21 protein-coding genes and 1 pseudogene are annotated in these 20,729 nt (G+C 70.7%); 15 read left to right on the top strand and 7 right to left on the bottom strand.

Annotated features, from left to right (window positions below; genetic code table 11):
• Positions 1–55 precede the first annotated feature (55 nt).
• Positions 56–1,180: an NAD(P)H-dependent flavin oxidoreductase gene (locus ACTMTI_RS14530; protein ID WP_441120822.1), complete on the bottom strand. Its 1,125-nt coding sequence runs from the start codon at positions 1,178–1,180 to the stop codon at positions 56–58.
• A gap of 51 nt (positions 1,181–1,231) precedes the next feature.
• The gene (locus tag ACTMTI_RS14525) at positions 1,232–1,873 is read right to left on the bottom strand and encodes an acyltransferase (protein ID WP_441120821.1); all 642 of its coding nucleotides are present in this window, start codon (positions 1,871–1,873) and stop codon (positions 1,232–1,234) included.
• A gap of 111 nt (positions 1,874–1,984) precedes the next feature.
• Between ACTMTI_RS14525 and ACTMTI_RS14520 the strand changes: the two genes are divergently transcribed.
• From ACTMTI_RS14520 to ACTMTI_RS14475, 10 genes are all read left to right on the top strand, one after another.
• Positions 1,985–3,649, top strand: a complete 1,665-nt coding sequence (locus ACTMTI_RS14520; RefSeq protein WP_441120820.1) for a CTP synthase — start codon at positions 1,985–1,987, stop codon at positions 3,647–3,649.
• A 58-nt stretch (positions 3,650–3,707) separates the two neighbouring features.
• Positions 3,708–4,316: an NUDIX domain-containing protein gene (locus ACTMTI_RS14515; RefSeq protein WP_441120819.1), complete on the top strand. Its 609-nt coding sequence runs from the start codon at positions 3,708–3,710 to the stop codon at positions 4,314–4,316.
• Between the two features lie 14 nt (positions 4,317–4,330).
• A complete protein-coding gene (locus ACTMTI_RS14510; RefSeq protein ID WP_441120818.1) occupies positions 4,331–5,236 on the top strand; it encodes a site-specific tyrosine recombinase XerD in 906 nt (301 codons plus the stop codon).
• A 123-nt stretch (positions 5,237–5,359) separates the two neighbouring features.
• Positions 5,360–6,295: a ParA family protein gene (locus tag ACTMTI_RS14505; protein WP_441121197.1), complete on the top strand. Its 936-nt coding sequence runs from the start codon at positions 5,360–5,362 to the stop codon at positions 6,293–6,295.
• A complete protein-coding gene (locus tag ACTMTI_RS14500; RefSeq protein ID WP_441120817.1) occupies positions 6,292–7,107 on the top strand; it encodes a segregation and condensation protein A in 816 nt (271 codons plus the stop codon). Before ACTMTI_RS14505 ends, ACTMTI_RS14500 begins: the two co-directional genes overlap by 4 nt.
• Positions 7,108–7,820: 713 nt before the next feature.
• Positions 7,821–8,465, top strand: a complete 645-nt coding sequence (gene scpB, locus ACTMTI_RS14495; protein WP_441121196.1) for an SMC-Scp complex subunit ScpB — start codon at positions 7,821–7,823, stop codon at positions 8,463–8,465.
• The gene (locus tag ACTMTI_RS14490) at positions 8,462–10,360 is read left to right on the top strand and encodes a pseudouridine synthase (protein WP_441120816.1); all 1,899 of its coding nucleotides are present in this window, start codon (positions 8,462–8,464) and stop codon (positions 10,358–10,360) included. Before scpB ends, ACTMTI_RS14490 begins: the two co-directional genes overlap by 4 nt.
• Positions 10,361–10,432: 72 nt before the next feature.
• Positions 10,433–10,792: a chorismate mutase gene (gene aroH / locus ACTMTI_RS14485; RefSeq protein ID WP_441120815.1), complete on the top strand. Its 360-nt coding sequence runs from the start codon at positions 10,433–10,435 to the stop codon at positions 10,790–10,792.
• A 65-nt stretch (positions 10,793–10,857) separates the two neighbouring features.
• Positions 10,858–11,946: a prephenate dehydrogenase gene (locus ACTMTI_RS14480; protein WP_441120814.1), complete on the top strand. Its 1,089-nt coding sequence runs from the start codon at positions 10,858–10,860 to the stop codon at positions 11,944–11,946.
• Entirely contained in the window at positions 11,946–12,068 is a 123-nt protein-coding gene (locus ACTMTI_RS14475; protein WP_441120813.1) for a hypothetical protein, read from the top strand. Before ACTMTI_RS14480 ends, ACTMTI_RS14475 begins: the two co-directional genes overlap by 1 nt.
• Positions 12,069–12,148: 80 nt before the next feature.
• Here the strand turns inward: ACTMTI_RS14475 and ACTMTI_RS14470 are convergent, their stop codons facing one another.
• Both ACTMTI_RS14470 and ACTMTI_RS14465 read right to left on the bottom strand, forming a co-directional pair.
• A complete protein-coding gene (locus tag ACTMTI_RS14470) occupies positions 12,149–12,343 on the bottom strand; it encodes a DUF2795 domain-containing protein (RefSeq protein WP_441120812.1) in 195 nt (64 codons plus the stop codon).
• Between the two features lie 62 nt (positions 12,344–12,405).
• Positions 12,406–13,260 carry a glycosyltransferase family 2 protein gene (locus ACTMTI_RS14465; protein ID WP_441120811.1) on the bottom strand — a complete coding sequence of 285 codons (855 nt, stop codon included), beginning with the start codon at positions 13,258–13,260 and terminating at the stop codon, positions 12,406–12,408.
• A 119-nt stretch (positions 13,261–13,379) separates the two neighbouring features.
• Here ACTMTI_RS14465 and ACTMTI_RS14460 point away from each other — a divergent pair, with 119 nt between their 5' ends.
• From ACTMTI_RS14460 to der, 4 genes are read left to right on the top strand one after another with little or no spacing between them, the layout of a single operon-like run.
• A complete protein-coding gene (locus ACTMTI_RS14460) occupies positions 13,380–14,057 on the top strand; it encodes a TetR/AcrR family transcriptional regulator (RefSeq protein WP_441120810.1) in 678 nt (225 codons plus the stop codon).
• Complete coding sequence (locus tag ACTMTI_RS14455; protein WP_441120809.1) at positions 14,018–15,379, top strand: carotenoid oxygenase family protein; 1,362 nt, start codon at positions 14,018–14,020, stop codon at positions 15,377–15,379. The genes ACTMTI_RS14460 and ACTMTI_RS14455 overlap by 40 nt, the downstream gene beginning before the upstream one ends.
• 52 nt (positions 15,380–15,431) lie before the next feature.
• Positions 15,432–16,088, top strand: a complete 657-nt coding sequence (gene cmk / locus ACTMTI_RS14450) for a (d)CMP kinase (protein ID WP_441120808.1) — start codon at positions 15,432–15,434, stop codon at positions 16,086–16,088.
• A 36-nt stretch (positions 16,089–16,124) separates the two neighbouring features.
• Positions 16,125–17,516, top strand: coding sequence for a ribosome biogenesis GTPase Der (gene der / locus ACTMTI_RS14445; RefSeq protein WP_441120807.1), 1,392 nt, complete (start codon positions 16,125–16,127; stop codon positions 17,514–17,516).
• An 84-nt stretch (positions 17,517–17,600) separates the two neighbouring features.
• Here der and ACTMTI_RS14440 read toward each other — a convergent pair whose 3' ends face one another.
• Positions 17,601–17,969, bottom strand: a complete 369-nt coding sequence (locus ACTMTI_RS14440; protein ID WP_441120806.1) for a hypothetical protein — start codon at positions 17,967–17,969, stop codon at positions 17,601–17,603.
• A gap of 195 nt (positions 17,970–18,164) precedes the next feature.
• Here ACTMTI_RS14440 and ACTMTI_RS14435 point away from each other — a divergent pair.
• Positions 18,165–18,347 (top strand): annotated as a pseudogene (locus ACTMTI_RS14435) (amino acid--tRNA ligase-related protein); the annotation flags it as partial.
• Positions 18,348–18,457: 110 nt separating this feature from the next.
• On the opposite strand, the gene ACTMTI_RS14430 reads toward ACTMTI_RS14435, so the two are convergent.
• Positions 18,458–20,056, bottom strand: a complete 1,599-nt coding sequence (locus tag ACTMTI_RS14430) for an MFS transporter (RefSeq protein ID WP_441120805.1) — start codon at positions 20,054–20,056, stop codon at positions 18,458–18,460.
• Positions 20,053–20,700, bottom strand: a complete 648-nt coding sequence (locus tag ACTMTI_RS14425) for an LppX_LprAFG lipoprotein (protein ID WP_441120804.1) — start codon at positions 20,698–20,700, stop codon at positions 20,053–20,055. The genes ACTMTI_RS14430 and ACTMTI_RS14425 overlap by 4 nt, the downstream gene beginning before the upstream one ends.
• Positions 20,701–20,729: the final 29 nt, after the last annotated feature.

Genomic DNA, 20,729 nt, shown 5'->3' with positions numbered 1-20,729 from the left:
CCGTGAGTCGGGGTCATCCTGCGGGCCGGCCGGACGGGTGGGTCCGTGACCGGGGTCATCCGGACAGGCGGGCCAGCCGTTCCACCGCCTCGCCGAACTCGCTGATCAGGTCGTAGACCACGTCACGGGCCGGCTTCACCTGGTCGAGCTGGCCCACGACCTGCCCCACGAAGTAGTTGACCAGCTCCACCGCCCCCGGCTCGCCCTTGTCCGCCGCCGCCTCGATGCGGGCCATCGCTCCCTCGGCGACCAGCAGCTGCAGCGGCATCCCCAGCGGCCCTGGGCTCTCCTGCGCGGTGTCCCACTCCTGCGTCCAGGCGGACTTGAGCTGCCGGGCCGGCTTCCCCGTACGGGAGCGGGACCGGACGGTGTCCAGCGACGAGGCGGCCAGCAGCTTGCGCTTGACCGCGGGCGTCGTCTCCGCCTCCTCGGTCGTGAGCCACACCGAGCCGCACCACACGCCCTCCGCCCCGAGCGCCATGGCCGCCGCCATCTGCCGCCCCGACGCGATCCCGCCGGCCGCCAGCACCGGCACGGGGGCGACCGCGTCCACCACCTGCGGCACCAGCACCATCGTGGAGATCTCGCCGGTGTGCCCGCCCGCCTCCGTGCCCTGCGCCACGATGAGGTCCGCGCCCGCCGCCACCTGCCTGCGCGCGTGCTCGACCGTGCCGACCAGCGCGGCCACCGGCACGCCCGCCTGCCTGGCCATGGACACCATCTCGGGGGGAGGCGGTCCCAGAGCGCTGGCGATCAGCCCGATCCGATGCTTGAGCGCCACCTCGATCAGCCCCGTCGCCCCCGAAGTCGTCACCCGCCTGCCGACTTCGTCCGCCGCCGCCGTCAAGGGCTGCCCGGCAGCGGTGACACCGTACTTGCCCAGCAGGTGCGTGACGAAGTCGCGGTGCCGGTCGGGGATGGAGTCCATCAGGTGCGCGTGCAGGTCGAGCGCGGAGGCGTCGATCTTGCCCGGCACGAGCACGTCCACGCCGTACGGCCGGCCGCCCACCCGCTCGTCCAGCCAGGTGAGCTCGGTGTCCAGCTGCTCGGGCGAGTACGCGACCGCGCCCAGCACTCCGAACCCGCCCGCGTTGGTGACGGCGGCCACCACGTCGCGGCAGTGGCTGAAGGCGAACAGGGGGAACTCGATGTCCAAACGCTCGCAAATGGCGGTCCGCATGATTCGACGCTAGCCGTCAGAACCTTGTTCGGTCCATCCCTGGACGGAAGCTCACGAGGCGACCACGGCGCCGGGCCCGTGCCAGCCTAACTCGGGCGTGTAGCCCCGTACCCGCCTGGCCGGGACCCCGGCGACCACGCTGTAGTCGGGGAACTCGCCCCGCACCACCGCGCCCCCCGCGACCACGCACTGGCGGCCCAGCGTGGTGCCCGGCAGGATGATCGCCCCCGTCCCCAACCATGAGCCCGAGCCGATCGAGACCGGGCTGTTGCGCGGCCACTGCCGGCCGATCGGGATGTCCGGGTCGTCGTAGACGTGGTTCTGGTCGGTGATGTAGACGTACGGGCCGGTGAAGACGTCGTCGCCGATGTCGATCGACTGGTGGGCCACGATGTGCGAGCCCCGGCCGATCGAGCAGCCGCGCCCGATGCGCAGGATCGAGCCGGGGCCGAGGTCCACGCCGGGCATCATGCCGCACGAGAGCGACACGCGCTCCCCGATCAACGTGTGGTCGCCGATCTCGATCCACTGCTCGCCGAAGATGGCGCCCGGGGGGAACGCGATGCTGACCCCGGCGCCCAACCGGCGGAATCGATACCCGGCGGGCGAGGCCGGAGAGATCGCGCCGGCGTGCCGGATCGCTGTGTAGGTACGGTGAATCAGCGTGCCCACAGCCCGCCGTACGAGTGACATAAATGCCAAAGTTACCGCTAGGTCCGTGCTGTTCGGGCATGTGAGGGGCGTTGTTTGATATCCTGAGAGCCCGTGGACACTTGCACCACACCTCGAGCCACGGGAGCCCCTTTGCGCAGCGCATCGCAAACCAAGCATCTGTTCGTCACCGGCGGTGTCGCCTCCAGTCTCGGCAAGGGGCTCACGGCATCCAGCCTCGGCCGCCTCCTCAAGGCGCGCGGTCTACGGGTCACCATGCAGAAACTCGACCCCTACCTCAACGTCGACCCCGGGACGATGAACCCGTTCCAGCACGGCGAGGTGTTCGTCACCGACGACGGCGCCGAAACCGACCTCGACGTCGGCCACTACGAGCGATTCCTCGACACCGACCTGCACGGCTCGGCCAACGTGACCACCGGGCAGATCTACTCCAACGTCATCGCCAAGGAGCGACGCGGCGAATACCTGGGCGACACCGTCCAGGTCATCCCGCACATCACCAACGAGATCAAGGACCGGATCAGGGGCATGGCCGGTCCTGAGGTGGACGTGGTCATCACCGAGGTCGGCGGCACGGTCGGCGACATCGAGTCGCTGCCGTTCCTGGAGGCCGTGCGGCAGATCAGGCACGAGGTCGGGCGCGACAACGTGTTCTTCCTGCACGTGTCGCTGCTGCCGTACATCGGCCCGTCCGGCGAGCTCAAGACCAAGCCGACGCAGCACAGCGTGGCGGCGCTGCGCAGCATCGGCATCCAGCCGGACGCGATCGTGCTGCGCTCCGACCGGCCCGTGCAGACGGCGATCAAGCGCAAGATCAGCCTGATGTGTGACGTGGACGAGGACGCCGTCGTCTCCGCCGTGGACGCCGTCTCCATCTACGACATCCCGAAGGTGCTCCACTCCGAAGGCCTCGACGCGTACGTCGTGCGCCGGCTCGGCCTGCCCTTCCGCGACGTCGACTGGAAGGAGTGGGAGCAGCTCCTGCGCCGGGTGCACCGGCCGGCCAAGGAGGTCACCATCGCGCTGGTCGGCAAATACATCGACCTGCCGGACGCGTACCTGTCGGTCACCGAGGCCCTGCGCGCCGGCGGGTTCGCCAACGACGCCCGGGTCAACATCCGGTGGGTCAAGAGCGACGACTGCGAGACCCCCGACGGCGCCGAGCGCGAGCTCGACGGCGTGGACGGCGTGCTGATCCCCGGCGGGTTCGGGGTGCGCGGCATCGAGGGCAAGATCGGCGCGATCCGCCACGCCCGCGAGAACAAGGTCCCGCTGCTCGGCATCTGCCTCGGCATGCAGGGCATGGTCATCGAGGCCGCCCGCAACATGGCCGGGATCGAGGACGCCAATTCGACCGAGTTCGCCCCCGAGGCCAAGCACGCGGTCATCTCCACCATGGCCGACCAGGAGGACGTCGTCGCCGGCGAGCGCGACATGGGCGGCACCATGCGGCTGGGCAGCTACACCGCCAAGCTCAGCGAGGGCACGCTGGCCAGGCAGCTCTACGGTGGCAAGGCCAAGGTCGACGAGCGCCACCGCCACCGCTACGAGGTCAACAACGCCTACCGCGAGCGGCTGGAGAAGGTGGGTCTGGTCTTCTCCGGGCTGTCGCCCGACGGCCGCCTGGTCGAATACACCGAGCTGCCCGCCGACGTGCACCCGTTCTTCATCGGCACCCAGGCGCACCCCGAGTTCCGCTCCCGCCCCACGCGGGCCAACCCGATGTTCAAGGGCCTCATCGGCGCCGCCCTGGCCTACGCCGACAGCCGGGTCGGGGCTAAGGTCGGCCAGTGAAGATCACCCCGAGCGGCGGTGACTCGCGTGACAACGAGGACCGGGAGCGAGTGCGACCATGATCACAGACACGCCCGAGGCGTGGGACGTCGTCGAGTCCAAGGAACGGTTCCGGGGCCACATCATCCGTGTGGTCACCGACACCGTGAAGATGCCCCGCGAGGAGGTCGCCGACCGCGACTACGTGGTGCATCCGGGATCCGTCGCCGTCCTCGCGCTCGACGAGCAGGACCGGGTCCTGATGATCAGGCAATACCGCCATCCCACGCGCCGGCTGATGTGGGAACTGCCCGCCGGAATCCGTGACGTGGAAGGCGAATCGCTGGTCAGCGGGGCCGCGCGGGAGCTGGCCGAGGAGGCCGGATACCGGGCCGCGACCTGGCACACGCTGGTCGACCTGCACAGCTCGCCCGGCATGTCGGACGAGCGCATCCGGGTCTTCCTCGCCCGCGAGCTGAGCAAGATCCCGGACGAGGAGAACGGTTTCGTTCACCGGCACGAGGAGATCGACATGCCGGTCGAGTGGGTCCCGCTCGCCGATGCGGTCGAGAAGGCGCTCATGGGAATGATCCACAATTCCCCGGCCGTGGCCGGTATCCTCGCCGCATACGCGGCTTCGGTTGAGGGTTTCGCCCTGTTGCGCCCCGCCGACGCCCCTGAGGAGTGACGGAAGGACCTTTCGTGGAGGCGGTGCTCTCCAGCTACCTCGCCCATCTGGCGGTGGAGCGGGGTCTGGCTGCCAACACGCTCGCGTCCTACCGTCGTGACCTGCGCCGCTACTTCGAGCACCTGCAGGCGCGCGGCCGCGCGCGGCTCGACGAGGTGGGGGAGGCCGACGTACAGGCCTTCCTCGCCGCGTTGCGCGAGGGCGACGGCGAGCACCCCGCGCTCGTCGCCAGCTCGGCCGCGCGCGCCGTCTCCGCCGTGCGCGGGCTGCACCGGTTCGCGCTGCGCGAAGGCGTCACCGCCCACGACCCCGCCCACCAGATACGCCCGCCGCGCCAGCTCCGCAGGCTCCCCAAGGCGATCGCCGTGGACGAGGTGGAGCGGCTCATCGCCGCCTCCGGCCCCGACGGCGCACCCCTCACGCTGCGCAACCGCGCTCTGCTCGAGGTCCTGTACGGCACCGGCGCCCGCATCTCCGAAGCCGTCGGCCTGGCCGTGGACGACTTCGAAGACGACCAGGTACGCCTGCACGGCAAGGGCGGCAGCACGCGCGTCGTGCCGTTGGGGCGCTATGCCCGCTCCGCGTTGGACGCCTACCTCGTCCGCGCCCGTCCGGGCCTGCTCGCCCACGGCCGCGGCACCCCCGCCGTCTTCCTGAACGCCCGGGGCGGGCGGCTGACCAGGCAGGGAGCGTGGGAAGTGCTCCAGGCTGCCGCCGAACGCGCCGGGCTCGCCGGGATAAGTCCGCACGTTCTCCGGCATTCCTTCGCAACTCATCTCTTGGACGGCGGCGCTGACGTTAGGGTGGTCCAGGAGCTGCTCGGTCACGCCTCGGTGACGACCACGCAGGTCTACACCCTGGTCACGGTCGACAAGCTCCGCGAGGTCTATGCCGCGGCGCATCCACGTGCCCGGCAGTGATCTATAGTCTTTTGCGGTGTGCGGCGCCCACGGCGTGCCGCCTTGCCGCGTTAAGTGGTGACGCCATAGTGTCCGTCCGGACGGTCCGGTTCGGGATCGTCAGGGAGGTTCGAGCTGGTGACTGTGACGACCAAGGGTTCGACCCCGGGGACCCCCGACAACCCCTGGGGCGGCACGAAGAGCAACGCGCCTTCCAACGGCGTCAACCTGGGGCCCACGCAGCGCCCCCGACCGGTGTTCCCTGAACCGGTCCCGCCCGCTGTGCACGGCCCCGCGCGCGTGGTCGCGATGGTCAACCAGAAGGGCGGCGTCGGGAAGACCACGACCACCATCAACCTGGGCGCCGCGCTCGTCGAATACGGCCTCAAGGTGCTGCTGGTCGACTTCGACCCGCAGGGCGCGCTCTCCGTCGGCCTGGGCATCAACCCGCTCCAGCTCGACCTGACCGTCTACAACCTGCTCATGGAGCGCGGCGTCACCGCCGAGGACGTGCTGCTCGAAACCGGCGTCGAGGGCCTCGACCTGCTGCCGAGCAACATCGACCTGTCGGCCGCCGAAGTCCAGCTCGTCACCGAGGTCGCCCGCGAGCAGGTGCTCGGCCGCGTGATCAAGCCGCTGCTGCCGCACTACGACGTGTGCCTCATCGACTGCCAGCCGTCACTCGGCCTGCTCACGATCAACGCGCTGACCTGCGCGCATGGTGTCATGGTGCCGCTGGAGTGCGAGTTCTTCGCGCTGCGCGGCGTGGCACTGCTCATGGACACCATCTCCAAGGTCCAGGAGCGGCTCAACGAGGATCTCGAGATCGAGGGGCTGCTCGCCACCATGTACGACGCCCGCACCCTGCACGGGCGCGAGGTGCTGGCCCGCGTGGTGGAGGCGTTCGGCGACAAGGTGTTCCACACGGTGATCAACCGTACGGTCCGCTTCCCCGACGCCACCGTCGCGGGCGAGCCGATCACCACGTTCGACCCGTCGTCCCTCGGCGCCAACGCCTACCGTGAGCTGGCCCGCGAGGTGCTTTCGCGCTGGCCGGCTCCTGCCACAATGGCCAGGTGACCGCAGAGCAGACCGAACCCCAAGGGTTCCAGGTTCACCTGGACGTCTTCGAGGGTCCCTTCGATCTGCTGCTCGGCCTCATCGCCAAGCACAAGCTGGACATCACCGAGGTCTCGCTCTCCCAGGTCACCGACGAGTTCATCGCCTACATCCGCTCGCGGGGGCCCGAGTGGGACCTCGACCAGACCAGCCACTTCCTGCTGGTGGCGGCGACCCTGCTGGATCTGAAGGCGGCGCGGCTGCTGCCCTCCGGCGAGGTGGAGGACGAGGAGGACCTGGCGCTCCTGGAGGCCAGAGACCTGCTCTTCGCCCGGCTGCTGCAGTACAAAGCGTACAAAGAGGTGGCGAAGATCTTCGCCGGGCGGATGGCGGAGGAGGCGCTGCGCTTCCCGCGCACCGTGCCGATGGAGGAGCAGTTCGCCAACCTGCTGCCCGAGCTCATCCTGGGCATCGGGCCCGAGCAGCTCGCCAAGATCGCCGCCAAGGCCTTCACCCCCAAACTGCCGCCCACCGTCAACGTGGGGCACATCTACCAGCCGCTGGCCAGTGTCAAGGAGCAGGCGGCGCTCCTGGTCATGCACCTGCGCCGGCTGCGGCGGGCCACCTTCCGCGCGCTCGTCGCCGACTGCGAGGGGACTTTCGAGGTCATCGCGCGGTTCCTGGCGGTGCTGGAGCTGTTCAGGGAGTCGGCGGTCGCGTTCGAGCAGGTCGAGCCGCTGGGTGATCTGCATGTGACGTGGACGGGCTCCGACGACGGGGACGTCGCGGTGGGGGACGACTACGAGGAATCCGCGGAGAAACCAGAGCAATGACTGACAACCCCAATCCCCTGCCCGCCCCCCGCCCGTCTTCCGACTCCGGGCCGCCACTCCCCGCCTGGATGACCCTCCCAGGCTCCCTGGTCCAACAAGGGCTGGAGGACGAGCCTCTCGCGGAGGCGTCCGGTGCGGCCGCAGACCAGCCGGTCGCGGATGGGGCGGGTGGGGATGTGCCGTCTGCGGATGGGGCGGGTGGCGATGAGCCGCCTGCGGGTGCGGCGGCCGGGGATGAGCCGCGTGCTGATGGGGTGGCCGAGGATGCGCTGTCCACGGATAGGGCTGCCGCGGATGCGCCGGTCGCGCCCGGCGAGCCGCCTTCTGCGAGCGGTCCGAGCGCCGAAGCGGAGTCCAAAGTTTCCGGCGGCGATGAGGTGGCAGGACCCTCGGACGGCGACCACGAACCGGATCGTGCTGCCGTAGGGTCCGCTGCGGGATCTTCGACCCACGGTTCTGCGGCGAACTCGCCGGCGGCATGGTCGGTGGCGACCTCGGCGCGGGACGGTTCGGCGGCGAGCTCGGCGGCAGACGGTTCGGCGGGGGACGGTTCGGCGGTGAGCTCGGCGGGGGGCAGGCCGGCGGTGAGCCCGTTGGGCGGCGGACCGACGGCCGGCTCTCCGGGCGCCGCGTCGGCGGGGCGTGGTGCGGCGGACTTCGGCGCAACGCGCGCGTCCGAGCAGCCGGGCGCCGCCGGCGGTGTCGTGGCCGGTATGGTCGGCGCTTCTGCTGCGGCGGGGACCAGTGTGCTCGGTGCGTCCGATGAGGCGGAAGCCGGTGCGGTCGGCGCCTCCGATGCGGCGGGGAACGGTGGGGGGCCGACGCTGGGGGCGGCGTTGGAGGCTATCCTGCTTGTTGTTGACGAACCTGTCGCCGAGGTGACTCTGGCGCAGGTGCTGGAGCGGCCGACCCACGAGGTGGCCGCAGCCCTGCGGGGGCTTGCGGCGGAATATACCGCCGCCGGGCGGGGTTTTGATCTGCGGGAAGTAGCAGGCGGCTGGCGGTTTTATACCCGTGCCGACTGCGCGCCGCTGGTCGAGCGGTTCGTCCGCGACGGCCAGCAGACGCGGCTGACCCAGGCCGCGCTCGAAACACTGGCGGTCGTGGCTTATCGGCAACCGGTGAGTCGTGCTCGCGTCGCCGCGGTGCGCGGCGTCAACAGTGACGGCGTCATGAGGACGCTCGTCGCCAGGGGACTGGTCGAAGAGGCCGGAACCGACCCGGAGAGCCAGGCAGTGCTCTACCGGACAAGCTCATACTTCCTTGAACGTCTGGGACTGCGGGATCTCAGCGAGCTTCCTGAGCTCGCTCCCTTCCTCCCCGACGACGTGGAAAATCTCGAGGAGACAACAAAGTGATCAACAGGCGAAGCACCCCGTCCGGTGATGGACGCGGTCGTGGACGTACCGGCGGCTCCGGCCGTAGTGCCGACCGCGGTGGACGTCCCGCCTTCCGCTCCGACGACAGTGGGACGCGTTCCTCCCGCGACGCCCTTCGCGCCGACCGGGGCGGATCTCGCGCCCGGTACGGCAGGCGCGACGGCGAGGGCGAGAGCCGTTTCCCCAGCCAAGATCGACAGGACCGCCAGGACCGGTACGCGGGCGGCGAGCGCCAGGAGCGCTCCGAGCGTCCCCGCGGAGACCAGGACGGCTACCGTGCCGACCGCCGCGACGACCGCGGCAGCGGCTATGGTGGCGAGCGGCGTGACAACCGCGGCGGCGGCTACAGCGCCGACCGGCGGGATGACCGCGGTGGCTACCGTGCCGAGCGGCGCGATGACCGTGGTGCCCAAGGTGGCGAGCGCCGCGATAACCGTGGCGGTGGCTACGGTGGCGAGCGGCGTGACAACCGCGGCGGCGGCTACAGTGCCGACCGGCGGGATGACCGCGGTGGCTACCGTGCCGAGCGGCGCGATGACCGTGGTGCCCAAGGTGGCGAGCGCCGCGATAACCGTGGCGGTGGCTACGGTGGCGAGCGGCGTGACAACCGCGGCGGCGGCTACAGTGCCGACCGGCGGGATGACCGCGGTGGCTACCGTGCCGAGCGGCGCGATGACCGTGGTGCCCAAGGTGGCGAGCGCCGCGATAACCGTGGCGGTGGCTACGGTGGCGAGCGGCGTGACAACCGCGGCGGCGGCTACAGTGCCGACCGGCGTGAGGACCGTGGCAGTGGCTACGCCGGCGACCGGCGTGAGGACCGTGGCGGCTACCGTTCCGACCGGGGCGAGGACCGCGGCGGATTCCGGGCCGACCGCACGGGGCGCAGGGACACCGACCGCGCCGGACGCGGCCGGGACGAATCCGCTCCCAGGCCCGCGTCCGCGACCCGCTCCCGGTTCGGCAGGCGCGACGGCGACGCCCGTACCGACCGTGCTCCCCGGCAGGCCCCTCGGCGGGACGACGTGCAGACGGTCGGCAGGAGCTACGGCAGCCCGCAGCACGACCGTGTCAAGGCGGCCCGCCAGCCCCTCCGCGACCGTAACTTCTACCCCGAGGGCTACACCGACGAGCGCGACACCACCGAGGTGCCGGACGGCGTGCGGCTGCAGAAGGTGCTCGCGCAGGCGGGCGTGGCCAGCCGCAGGGCGTGCGAGGAGATGATCGGTGACGGCCGGGTCACCGTGAACGGGCAGGTCGTACGGAGGTTCGGCGCCAAGGTCGACCCCGCGACCCAGGTGATCCACGTGGACGGCAAGCGCATCCCCACCGCACCTGACCTGGTCTACTACGCCCTCAACAAGCCCATCGGCGTCGTGTCCACCATGGACGACCCGCAGGGCCGCCCGTGCCTGGCCGACTTCGTACAGGAATTGGCCCCGAGGCTGTTCCACGTGGGCCGGCTCGACACCGAGACCGAGGGCCTGCTGCTGCTCACCAACGACGGCGAGCTGGCCAACCGGCTGACGCACCCCAGCTACGGCGTGCAGAAGAAATACTGGGCCAAGGTGCCCGGGCCGATCCCGAGGGACCTCGGGCGCAGGCTCAAGCAGGGCATCGAGCTGGAGGACGGCCTCGCCAGGGCCGACGGCTTCAGCATCGTGCAGGAGCACGGCCAGCAGGCGCTGGTGGAGATCGTGCTGCACGAGGGCCGCAAGCACATCGTCCGGCGCATGCTGGAAGAGGCCGGTCACCGCGTGATCGACCTGGCCAGGATCGAGTTCGGCCCGGTGAAGCTGGGCCGCACCAAGCCCGGCACCGTCCGCGCGCTGAGCTTGAAAGAGGTCGGCGAGTTGTACGCGGCCGTAAAGCTGTAATCTGGCCGGTACGCAGGAGCCCGTGCGAATCTCCGCACGGGCTCTCCCGCTTATTCGAAGGGGACGAAGCACATGGTGCGGGCGATCCGCGGGGCGATCCAGGTGGACGCCAACGACCGTGACTCGATCATCGAGGGCACTACCGAGCTGGTCAGCGCGATCATGGAACGCAACGAGCTGACCACGGATGACGTGATCAGCGTGCTGTTCACGGCCACACCTGACCTGACGGCCGAATTCCCCGCCCTGGCGGCGCGGAAGCTGGGTTTCCACGAGGTGCCGCTGATCTGCTGCTCCGAGATCGGCGTGCCGGGTGCGCTGCCGCGCGTCGTCCGTCTCATGGCCCACGTGGAGACCGACCGCCCCCGCTCCGAGATCCAGCATGTTTACCTGCGCGGCGCGGTGGCGTTGCGTCAGGACATCGCCCAGTAAGCGCCTGGCAAGCGCGACCAGAGACACTTGCAGCCCCCAATGGCCCGATAAATCAGGACATCGAGATGGAACTACGCACCGTGCTCGTCGTCGGCACCGGTCTGATCGGCACCTCCGCGGCGCTGGCACTGCGCAAGCACGGCGTACGCGTCCTGCTCGCCGACCGCGACCAGGGTGCCGTACGGCTGGCACGGGAGCTCGGTGCGGGCGAGGAGTGGGCGCCCGACAGTCCGCTCCCCGAGGACGTGGACCTGGCGGTCATCGCGGTGCCCCCGGCCCACGTGGCGAGCGAGCTGCTGCATCTGCAGCGGCACGGCGCGGCCAGGTTCTACACCGACGTCGCCAGCGTGAAGGCCGAACCCATCAACCGCGCCACGCAGCTCGGCTGCGATCTGGCGACCTACGTCGCCTCCCATCCGCTCGCGGGGCGCGAGAAGTCCGGTCCCGGCGCCGCGCAGGCCGATCTGTTCCTGGGCCGCCCGTGGGCGCTGTGCCCCACGCGTGAGGCCGATCCCGAGGCGAAGGCGGCCGTGCTGCGGCTGATCGAGCTGTGCGGGGCCAACCCGATCGAGGTGAGCGCCGACGACCACGACCGCGCCGTCGCCGTCGTCTCCCACGCGCCCCATGTCGCCGCCTCCGCGGTGGCCGCGCGCCTGGCCGACGCCACCGACGTCGCGCTCGGCCTGGCCGGTCAGGGCGTACGCGACGTCACGCGGATCGCCGGCAGCGACCCGAGCCTGTGGCTCGGCATCCTGTCCGGCAACGCCGCCCCCGTCGCCGAGGTGCTGGAGGCCGTCGCGCACGACCTGGCCGACGCCGCGAGCGCGCTGCGCGCCCTGGCCGAAGGCGACGGCACCGCCACCGGCGAGCTCACCCAACTGCTCAAGCGCGGCGTCGTGGGCCACGACCGCATCCCGGGCAAGCACGGCGGCCCCGCCTCGGCCTACGCCGTCGTCCAGGTCGTCATCGGCGACCGCCCCGGCCAGCTCGCCCGGCTGTTCCAGGTGTGCGACGAGGTCGGCGTCAACGTCGAGGACGTGCGCCTGGAACACGCCCCCGGGCTGCCTCTGGGCATCGCCGAGCTGTCGGTGCAGCCCGACGCCGCCGCCTCACTCATCGACGCCCTGCGCGAACGCGGCTGGCAGGTCCCCTAGTGGCCACCGCCATCGCGGCGGCGTGCGAGCACATCCCGGCCGGCAAGACCGGGGCCGAGACGTACAAGGTCGGCTGGACCGACGACAAGCCCGCGGTGACCGCCGCCGATTGGCCGAGGTAGCGTCCGAGCCTCCTCGATACGGCCCGGAATGAGAAAAGCGCGGCGGACGAGCCGGTGATCTCGCCCGCCGCGCCCCCACGTCAACGTCTGGTGACCGCCTGGCTGACGGCGTTGGGGCCGTCGTACTCGCGGTCCGGCATGGTCTCCAGGGCCTTGACTATGTCCTCGCTCGCGCCGTGTTCGCGCGCGGCCTTGATCAGATCGTTCTTCCTGGCGGGGTAGTCGACGCCGCTCAGGTGCTTTTGCAGGTCGATCGGGTTCGGTGCAGTACTCATAACCCTCTGTTGCCCATTGTTCACGAAATGTAACGGCGTGCTCGCAAGTCGTACAGGACCGGCTAGCCATCGGCCCGCTCCAGCCTTCGCCTGGCCCGCTCCACCGGGGGCGGCAGCTCCCGCCGTTCGGCCAGTGCCCGTGGCAGCCGCCGTACGGCCGTACGCAGCCCTTTCCAGCCGGCCGGGCCACCGCGCAGGGCGTCGAACGAGCGGCGCGCCACCACCCGCCACGGCCGCCGCAGCACGGCGGTGAGCACCGCGTTGCGCGCGGCCAGAGCCTGCCGGCCGCGCGGGTCCCTGGGCGGCGACGGGTGGTGGTGCGCCACGACGTCGTCCACGTACGCCAGCCCCCACCCTTTCGCGGCCAGGTCCACGGCCAGGCGCTCTTCCTCGCCGAAGAAGAAGATGACGTCGTCGAACCCGCCCGCCTCCAGGAACGCCTCCCTGCGCACCACCGCCCCGCACGCCAGGAACCCCAGCACGCTCGGCCCCGGCAGGTCGGGCTCCACGCCGAGCGGCGAATGGCGCATCTGCTCCGAGACCCCGTCCAGCCGCTCCTCCGGCCCCACCAGCACGCGCGCGCCCAGCACGGCCAGCCTCGGGTGGGCGTCGAGCACGTCGGCGGCCCGCTCCAGCGCGCCCGGCGCCCACCAGGAGTCGTCGTCGGCGAAGGCCACGTACGGCGTCTCGGCCAGCCGGACGCCGATGTTGCGCGCGGGCGCCCCCAGGTTCGCGCCCGCCTCGACGACCTCGATGTCGGGGAAGTGGCGCCGGACGAACCCCGGCGTCCCGTCGGTCGAGCCGTTGTCGACCAGGATCACCGGGCGTGGATGCAGGGGGAGCGAGCGGGCCAGCGCCCGCAGCCGGTCCCTGCTGGCCACCACGACCGTGACCCGCGCTCCCTCCGTCCCCGTCACATGAGGTCACTTACCGCGCACGACGCCCTTAGTCCTCCGATGACGCCATTGACGGGCGGGCGCAGGACGCGTAGAAAGAGCGGGAACAGTGTTACTGAGAAGAAACGGTGTTACCGAGCATGGCGGTTACCGCGTACCGGCAAGCACAGCGGGAAGGGCAGGAGGTCGTCCGGGCGGCCATCCTCGACGCCGCCGTGCACCTGCTCGTCACCGAGGGCCCGGCGGCGTTGACCGTGCGGCGCATCTCCGGCCAGGTCGGCTGTTCCACGAAAGTGATCTACACGCTCTTCGGCGGCAAGGACGGGCTCACCGAGGCGTTGTGGCTGGAGGGGTTCGCCCGGTTCGAGCGGCGGTTGCGCGCTGTGCCCGCCCAGTCCGATCCGCTGGCCAAGCTGCGCGCGGGCCTGGCGGCCTACCGCGACTACGCGCTGGCCGAGCCCGACTACTACCGGGTCATGTTCCAGAGCGCCGTGCCGGGGTTCAGCCCGGGGCGCGAGGCCGTGACGGCGGCCAAGCGGACGTTCGACCTGCTCGTCCGCGGGGTGCGGGCCTGCCTGGAGCTGGGGCTGCTGCGCGGGGGCACCGCCGAGGAGATCGCCGACCTGCTGTGGATGGCCGTCCACGGCGCCGTGAGCCTGGAGATCACGGGCTTCTACCAGTCGCCCGAGGCGGCGCAGCGCTACCGCGCGCTCTGCGCCTCGGTGCTCACGACTTTCCTCCTGCCTCCAGACCTCCCTCCCGACGAGAGGACAGAGCCATGGCGAGCACCCCCTTCAAAGGCGCCTTCACCCCCGTAGCCGAGGAGATCACCGCCTTCGACCTGGAGGTGACCGGTCGCATCCCGGCCGAGCTCAACGGCCGCTACCTGCGCAACGGGCCCAACCCGCTCAGCCTCGACGACCCGAGCGCGAGCCACCTGTTCATCGGCGAGGGCATGGTGCACGGGGTGCGGCTGCGCGACGGCCACGCCGAGTGGTACCGCAACCGGTGGGTACGCAACGCCCACGTCTCCAAGCGCCTCGGCGAGCAGCCCAGGCCCGGACCCGTCCACGGCGACATGGACTTCGCGGCCAACACGCACGTCATCGGGCTGGCCGGGCGCACGTTCGCGACCATGGAGGCGGGCGCGCTGCCGTACGAGCTGGACTACGAGCTCGACACCATCGGCCCGTGCGACTTCGACGGCGGCCTGCCCGGCGGGTTCGCCGCCCACACCCATGCCGACCCGGCCACCGGCGAGCTGCACGCCATGGCGTACTTCTTCGGCTGGGACCACCACCAGCACATCGTGATCGACGCCAAGGGCACGGTGACGCAGGTCAAGGGCATCCCGATCGCCGACGCGCCGATGCTGCACGACTTCGCGCTCACCGAGCGGTACGTCGTGATCTACGACCTGCCCGTCACGTTCAGCATGGCCCGCGCCGAGAAGGGCGCCCAGTTGCCGTACGCGTGGAACGACGCCCACGGCGCCCGGCTCGGGCTCATGTCGCGCGAGACCGGCGACCTGCGGTGGATCGAGATGGAGCCGTGCTGGGTGTTCCACACGCTCAACGCCTACGACGACGGCGACCAGGTGGTCGTGGACGTGGTCCGCTACCCCGAGCAGTTCGTGTACGCGCGGCTCGACATGGGCGGCGCGCCCACCCTCGACCGGTGGCGGATCGACCCCGGGGCGGGCAAGATCGGCCAGACGCGGCTGGACGACCGGGCGCAGGAGTTCCCGCGCATGGACGAGAGGCGCACCGGCCGGCCCTACCGTTACGGCTACACCGCGGCCACCCGTGACCTCTACGACGTCGTCTACCCGGCGGGCACCGAGCTGGAGGACCTGCCCGACGAGGCGTTCGACAACACGCTCATCAAGCACGACCTGGAGCGCGGCACCCAGCAGATGCGGCAGTTCGGGCGCGGCGCGTACGTGGGCGAGCCGGTGTTCGTCCCCTCCGGCGAGGCCGAGGACGACGGGTACGTGCTCTCCTACGTCAACAACCCGGCCAGGGGGGCGGCCGACCTGGTGATCTTGTCCGCGCAGGACTTCACCGGCGAACCGGTCGCCACCGTGCACCTGCCCGCCCGGGTGCCGCTCGGCTTCCACGGAAGCTGGATCGCCGACTGAGCTGGAGGCGGTAGCCTCTTCAGGTTGGAACAGACGTGAAGAGGGAGAGACCGTGACCGGTCTGGTCGTCGCCATGGACGGCCCTTCGGGGTCGGGTAAGTCGAGCGTTTCGCGTGGGGTGGCCCGCACGCTGGGCCTGCGCTACCTCGACACCGGCGCGATGTACCGCGCGATGACCTGGTGGATGCTCCAGCAGGGCGTCGACCTGGCCGATCCCGCCGCGATCGCGGCCCACTGCGGCGAGCCGCGCATCGTCTCCGGCACCGACCCCGACGGCCCGGCCATCCACGTCGACGGCGTCGACGTGGCGGGGCCGATCAGGGAGACCGAGGTGACCGGTGCGGTCTCCGCGGTGGCCGCCGTCCCGGAGGTGCGCGCCCGCCTGGTGGCGCTGCAGCGGGAGATCATCGGTGCCGGCGACATCGTGGTCGAAGGCCGCGACATCGGCACGGTCGTCTGCCCCGAGGCCGCCGTCAAGCTCTACCTGACGGCCAGCGCGGAGGCCCGGGCCCTGCGGCGCAGCGCCGAGCTGGCCGGCACCACGGTGGCGGCTCAGCAGGAGGCCATGGCCCGGCGCGACACTCTCGACTCGACACGCAAGACGGACCCACTCTCGATGGCGGCTGGCGCCGTCGAGCTCGACACCACCGCGCTGACGCTCGACGAGGTCATCGCGGAGGTGCTGAGGCTGGTCAAGGAGCGCACCTGACAATCAGGTGCGGTACTCACATTAAGGACAAATATCGTGCAACCGGGGGACTGGGTCGAGGCCGACCTCGACGACCTTGAGATCACCGAGCATGGCGACATCACGCCGCTGCCGGTCGTCGCCATCGTAGGACGGCCGAACGTCGGCAAGTCCACGCTGGTCAACCGCATCATCGGCCGCCGCGAGGCGGTCGTGGAGGACGTGCCGGGCGTCACCCGCGACCGTGTCACGTACGAAGCCAACTGGCGGGGCCGCCGCTTCACCGTGGTCGACACCGGCGGCTGGGACCCCGACGCCACCGGCATGAACCTGCGCATCGCCGAGCAGGCCCAGATCGCGGCCGAGCTGGCCGATGTGATCGTGTTCGTGGTCGACGCCACCGTGGGCGCGACCGACGCCGACGAGATCGTCGGCTCGATCCTGCGCCAGTCCGGCAAGCCGATCGTCCTGGCCGCCAACAAGGTCGACAACCAGCAGCTCGAGCTGGAGGCCGCCGGGCTGTGGTCGCTCGGCCTCGGTGAGCCGTATCCGGTCTCCGCCCTGCACGGGCGCTCCAGCGGCGACCTGCTCGACGTGGTGCTCGATGCGCTGCCCGAGACGCCGCAGGTGACGTTCGAGACCCAGCGTGGCCCCTCCAGGGTCGCGCTGCTCGGCAAGCCCAACGTGGGCAAGTCCTCGCTGCTCAACAAGCTGGCGGGGGAGGAGCGCGTGCTGGTCGACCCCATGGCGGGCACCACGCGCGACCCCGTCGACGAGCTGATCGAGCTGGGCGGGCGCACCTGGCGCTTCGTCGACACGGCCGGCATCCGGCGGCGCGACCGCGAGCTGCAGGGCGCCGACTTCTACGCCGCCATGCGCACCCGCGCCGCGCTGGATCGCTCGGAGGTGGCGATCGTGCTCATCGACGCCAGCGAGCCGCTCACCGAGCAGGACCTGCGCATCATCGGCCTGGTCATCGAGTCCGGCCGGGCCATGGTGGTCGCCTTCAACAAGTGGGACCTGGTCGACGAGGATCGCCGCTACTACCTGGAGAAGGAGATCGACCGGCAGCTCGTCCGCACCCCGTGGGCGCTGCGCGTCAACATCTCCGCCAAGACCGGGCGTCACATGGACCGGCTGGTGCCGGCGCTGGAGAAGGCGCTCGACTCGTGGTCCACGCGAGTGCCGACGTCCCGGCTCAACGCGTTCCTGACCGAGCTGGTGCAGCAGACGCCGCCGCCGGTGCGGGGCGGCAAGCAGCCGAAGATTCTCTTCGCCACGCAGGCGTCGGTGGAGCCGCCCAAGTTCGTGCTGTTCACCTCGGGCTGGCTGGAGGAAACCTACCGGCGCTTCATCGAGCGGCGCATCCGCGAGGAGTTCGGCTTCGCCGGCTCGCCCATCGAGGTCACGATGAAGATCAGGGAAAAGCGGGCCAAGAAGGACAAGTGATCGCGACGCCGGGGGCAGGCGACGGCCTTGCCCCCGGCATCCGTTCTGGTGACGAACGAGCGGTGGAGAAAAGCTGTCCGCCGGCTAGGGCTGTTTCTTGAGCCAGACCCACAACAGTTTCAGCGGTTTGAGGAACTTCGCGAGCACCGTGGTCGCGATCGCGCTGCAGATCCAGTGCGATGTGCAGCCTTTGTAGACCTGGTCCCAGGTCTGGAATTGTTTCACGTTCATACGGGCTTTGTAGACGTCGATCCGGTAATAGAGCGAATTGTCCCGAAGGCTCTTTACCGAGACGACGCCGTCGTAACATTCGCCCGGGTCGTCGACGCTGAAGACCCACCCGTTCATGCTGCACTGCAGGTAGTAGCCGTTTGGCTCGGCCTGGGCGGGTGGTGCTGTGACCGTGGACAACGAAGCGAGCATCGAGAATGCGAGCGCCGGTACGGCAGCCATGCGGAGCGAAATTCTCTTGACGGACAAAGTGCTCCTCCAAAGTTCGTTGTTGTCGTTGCTGTATTTCCAACCGAGGTAGCTCGTGAAACACGGCGAGAGACGGCACTTAGGTTCGCCCATGGGCACCGTTGCCTTGAGGCCCAGCGGGTGACCTCGGAGTCGGAGCCCGACCTTTCGCCCGCGTAGGAGCGGTGGCTGTCGGAGTGGGCGCTGCAAGAGCACGGATCGGAGTTCCTATTCGTCACCGGGTATCCGATGTCCAAGCGGCCGTTCCACACCCATCCCGACCCCGCCAGGCCGGGCTATTCCAACGGGTTCGACCTGCTGTTCAGGGGGCTGGAACTGGTGACGGGAGGGCGGCGGCTGCACCGGTACGAGGACTACGTGGCAGCGACCGCCCGGGATGAGGGCCTGTCCAACCGCGGGCACCCTGGCGACGCACCCCGCCCACCGAGCGCTGCGGTGGGCGGGGTGCGGCGGATTGACGTTCAGGGCGTCACAGTCGCCCGGCGCGGCATCAGCAGCGCGACAGCCGCGCCGAGCAGGCAGATGAACGCGGTGACGAGGAACATCTCGGTGTACTCCAGGTGCAGCGCCGCCTGCACCTTCGCCGTGTAGTCGGCCAGCCGCCGCTGGTACGTCTCCGCGTCCACACCGAACGGGAGCGGCGTGTCCAGATCGGCGGTCAGCGACTGGAAGCGGTAGAACCCCCACGCCGACACGGCCGCGATGCCGATCAGCATGCCCATCATCCTCGCCACCACGACCGCCGCCGACGCCACGCCGTGCTGGGCCGCCGGGCTCACGCGCAGCACCGCGGCCGACACCGGGGCGATGACCAGGCCGAGGCCGAGTCCCGCCACGACCAGGTCGACATCCATCACGAGTCCCGCGCCGGCCAGGTCGAGCGGCAAGCGGCTCATCAGCCAGTAGCCGATCGCCGCCACCGCCAGGCCCGCCACCGCCACGACCCGGTCGCCGAGCCTGCGCGCCAGGAGGCCGCCGAGCAGCGCCCCTACGGTCAGCGCGGCCAGGAACCTGGCCAGCACCAGCGATGCGCCCAGAGCGTCCTCGCCGAGCAGGGTCTGGGCGGTGAACTGGACGAACACCATGGTGACCAGGAGCGCGGCGCCGGCCAGGAAGCTCACGGCCAGGGTGGCCAGCAGCGGGCCCTTGCGGGTGGCGGACAGGTCGAGGAGGCGCACGGGGGAGCGGATCTCCCACCAGACGAAGAGCCCGGCCACCACCGCGCCCGCCACGATCACGGGCGGACCCCACGGCGGCAGGACGGCCTTGGCCGGGTCGGGGTTGTAAAGGCCGACGACCAGCAGCGCGAGCGCCAACGCCAGCAGCACCCCGCCGACCACGTCGACCCGCCCCATCGCGGGGGAGGAGGCAGCGGGCGCGTCCGCCGTGCCGCCGTCCGGCCGGCCTGCCGATCCGACGGCGGCTCCCGGCCCGCCCGCCGGGCCGAGGGTGGCGGGCGGCGCGCTGCGGCCTGGGACCGTGAGCTGGACCGCGATCGCGGCCAGCGCCGCCAGCGGCACGTTGATCCAGAAGATGGCGTGCCAGCGTCCCAGCTCCACCCCCGCCACCACAACGCTGGGGATCAGCGCCAGCACCCCGCCGTACAGCGGCCCGAGCGCGCTGCCCAGCTCCTGGGCCGCCCCCACCGCTCCCAGGGCCAGGGGCCGCTCGTGCTCGTCCCACAGGTCGCCGATGAGCGCCATGGTGATCGGCAGCAGCGCCCCACCGGCCACGCCCTGCACGGTACGCCCGGCGACCACCATCACCTCGCCCGCCGCCAGCGCCGTCAACACGGACCCGAGCGCGAACGCCGCCAGGCAGAGGTGGATGAGCGGCCGCCGCCCGTACCGGTCGGAGAGCTGGCCGAGCAGCGGCATGGCGGCGACGTAGCCGAGCAGGAACCCGGTCACGATCGGGGTGGCCCGCTCCAGATGGTTCAGCGGAACGCCCACGTCCTCGGCGATGTCGATGAGAACCGTCACCACCACGTACGCGTCCAGCGCGGCCAGCAACACCACCGCGCCCCCGGCGGTGAGCACGACCCGGCGAGCGGACCTCATCCGGCCGCGGGCGGGGTGATCGTGACCGCGGCGTCGTAGTCACTGAACGACACCGTCACCGTCCCGTTCTGCAACGGCAGACTCGCCTTGGTGACCCTGCTCGTGGCCTGGTCGAGCCAGACCTTGCCGGTCACGCCCTGCGTGACACCCGGGATGATCTGCCCCACCACCTGGCCGGGGAACGTCGTGGCGACCCGGTAGGAGCCGCTCTCCACGCCCTCGACCTTCGGGTCGGTGCCCGAGGCCAGCAACTGCGAGATGCCCTTGGTCGGCTCCAGGATGACCGAGGGGTCGTAGAACTGCGCCAGCTGAGCCCTGGTCATCTGCTGGAAGCCGCCCGTCGGGCCCTTGAAATGGACGGTGTCCCCGACCAGGGCGAAGGTGACCTCCTGCAGGCTGCCCAGGATGTCGATCGTGATCGTCCCGTCGGCGTCCCCGGCGGCGGTGAGCCGGCCGTCGGCCTTTTTGACCGGCACCTGAGGCTTGCCCTCGGTGGAGATCGAGAAGGCGGCCGACTTGACCGTCTTCATGGCCTCAGCGGCCTTCTTCATCAGGCCGGGACCGTCGGGAAGCTCGGCCCCGCCGCCCGAGGAGCACGCCGCCGCAAGCGCGAGAACGGCCACGATCAGAAGCTTTCTGAGCATGAGCGGATCGTAGCGAGCGGCCGGGAAGT

Origin of the sequence: Nonomuraea sp. H19 (assembly GCF_052068215.1) — a bacterium.
In the GTDB taxonomy this organism is placed as follows: domain Bacteria; phylum Actinomycetota; class Actinomycetes; order Streptosporangiales; family Streptosporangiaceae; genus Nonomuraea.
Note: the sequence above shows the minus strand (reverse complement) of the source record. Positions and strands in the feature narration are given on the sequence as shown.

Bases quoted from the DNA above. Each gene is read 5' to 3' on its own strand.
- ACTMTI_RS14530 (WP_441120822.1), bottom strand. From the start codon at position 1,180: ATGCGGACCGCCATTTGCGAGCGTTTGGACATCGAGTTCCCCCTGTTC.
- ACTMTI_RS14525 (WP_441120821.1), bottom strand. From the start codon at position 1,873: ATGTCACTCGTACGGCGGGCTGTGGGCACGCTGATTCACCGTACCTAC.
- ACTMTI_RS14515 (WP_441120819.1), top strand. From the start codon at position 3,708: ATGATCACAGACACGCCCGAGGCGTGGGACGTCGTCGAGTCCAAGGAA.
- scpB (WP_441121196.1), top strand. From the start codon at position 7,821: ATGGTCGGCGCTTCTGCTGCGGCGGGGACCAGTGTGCTCGGTGCGTCC.
- aroH (WP_441120815.1), top strand. From the start codon at position 10,433: ATGGTGCGGGCGATCCGCGGGGCGATCCAGGTGGACGCCAACGACCGT.
- ACTMTI_RS14480 (WP_441120814.1), top strand. From the start codon at position 10,858: ATGGAACTACGCACCGTGCTCGTCGTCGGCACCGGTCTGATCGGCACC.
- ACTMTI_RS14470 (WP_441120812.1), bottom strand. From the start codon at position 12,343: ATGAGTACTGCACCGAACCCGATCGACCTGCAAAAGCACCTGAGCGGC.
- ACTMTI_RS14460 (WP_441120810.1), top strand. From the start codon at position 13,380: ATGGCGGTTACCGCGTACCGGCAAGCACAGCGGGAAGGGCAGGAGGTC.
- ACTMTI_RS14455 (WP_441120809.1), top strand. From the start codon at position 14,018: ATGGCGAGCACCCCCTTCAAAGGCGCCTTCACCCCCGTAGCCGAGGAG.
- ACTMTI_RS14440 (WP_441120806.1), bottom strand. From the start codon at position 17,969: ATGGCTGCCGTACCGGCGCTCGCATTCTCGATGCTCGCTTCGTTGTCC.
- ACTMTI_RS14430 (WP_441120805.1), bottom strand. From the start codon at position 20,056: ATGAGGTCCGCTCGCCGGGTCGTGCTCACCGCCGGGGGCGCGGTGGTG.
- ACTMTI_RS14425 (WP_441120804.1), bottom strand. From the start codon at position 20,700: ATGCTCAGAAAGCTTCTGATCGTGGCCGTTCTCGCGCTTGCGGCGGCG.